A 472-nucleotide genomic window follows, 5' to 3' on the forward strand; every position below is an offset into this window, starting at 1 on the left:
CTAACCATACCCCCTTGGTTACAGCGTGGCGCGGTATGAACGGGGGTTTAGCTCTGACCGCGTCACGCACCCCAATACTTCCAAAAGGAAAAGCAGGCTTTGGGTTGGGTGTTTCAACCATCACAAGAGAGGTCTGCAAATGAAAATCTACACGGTAACAACAGACGATGAGAATGGCCCCAACGTTGCTGTATTTACCGATGAAGCCACAGCAGATAACGCCGCCATGGACTTCGTTAAGAGGAATTGGCGGCTTGATGATGGTCCTATGCCAGCGGATGTCATCGAGGCGCTCAAGGCCTACCAGGGCAAAGACCCGGAGAACCTGATCTGGTACGAGAGCCACGAGATCGACACATCCTCGGTCACGCATCCTATCATCCAGTCAGGTCCTACGATGCTTACGAGGTCCGAGGCGAGTAAGTTGATCTTGCGTCGGCACAAGTTACACTGCTGCGCGACAATCTGATGG

General features: G+C 53.2%; 1 protein-coding gene. It reads left to right on the top strand.

The window, feature by feature from the left end; translation table 11 throughout:
• The first annotated feature begins 139 nt into the window (after nt 1-139).
• On the top strand, nt 140-469 hold the full coding sequence (locus Q1B13_RS26875; protein WP_298938311.1) for a hypothetical protein: 330 nt from the start codon (nt 140-142) through the stop codon (nt 467-469).
• Nucleotides 470-472 lie beyond the last annotated feature (3 nt).

Origin of the sequence: uncultured Ruegeria sp., assembly GCF_947489545.1 — a bacterium.
Taxonomy (GTDB): domain Bacteria; phylum Pseudomonadota; class Alphaproteobacteria; order Rhodobacterales; family Rhodobacteraceae; genus Ruegeria.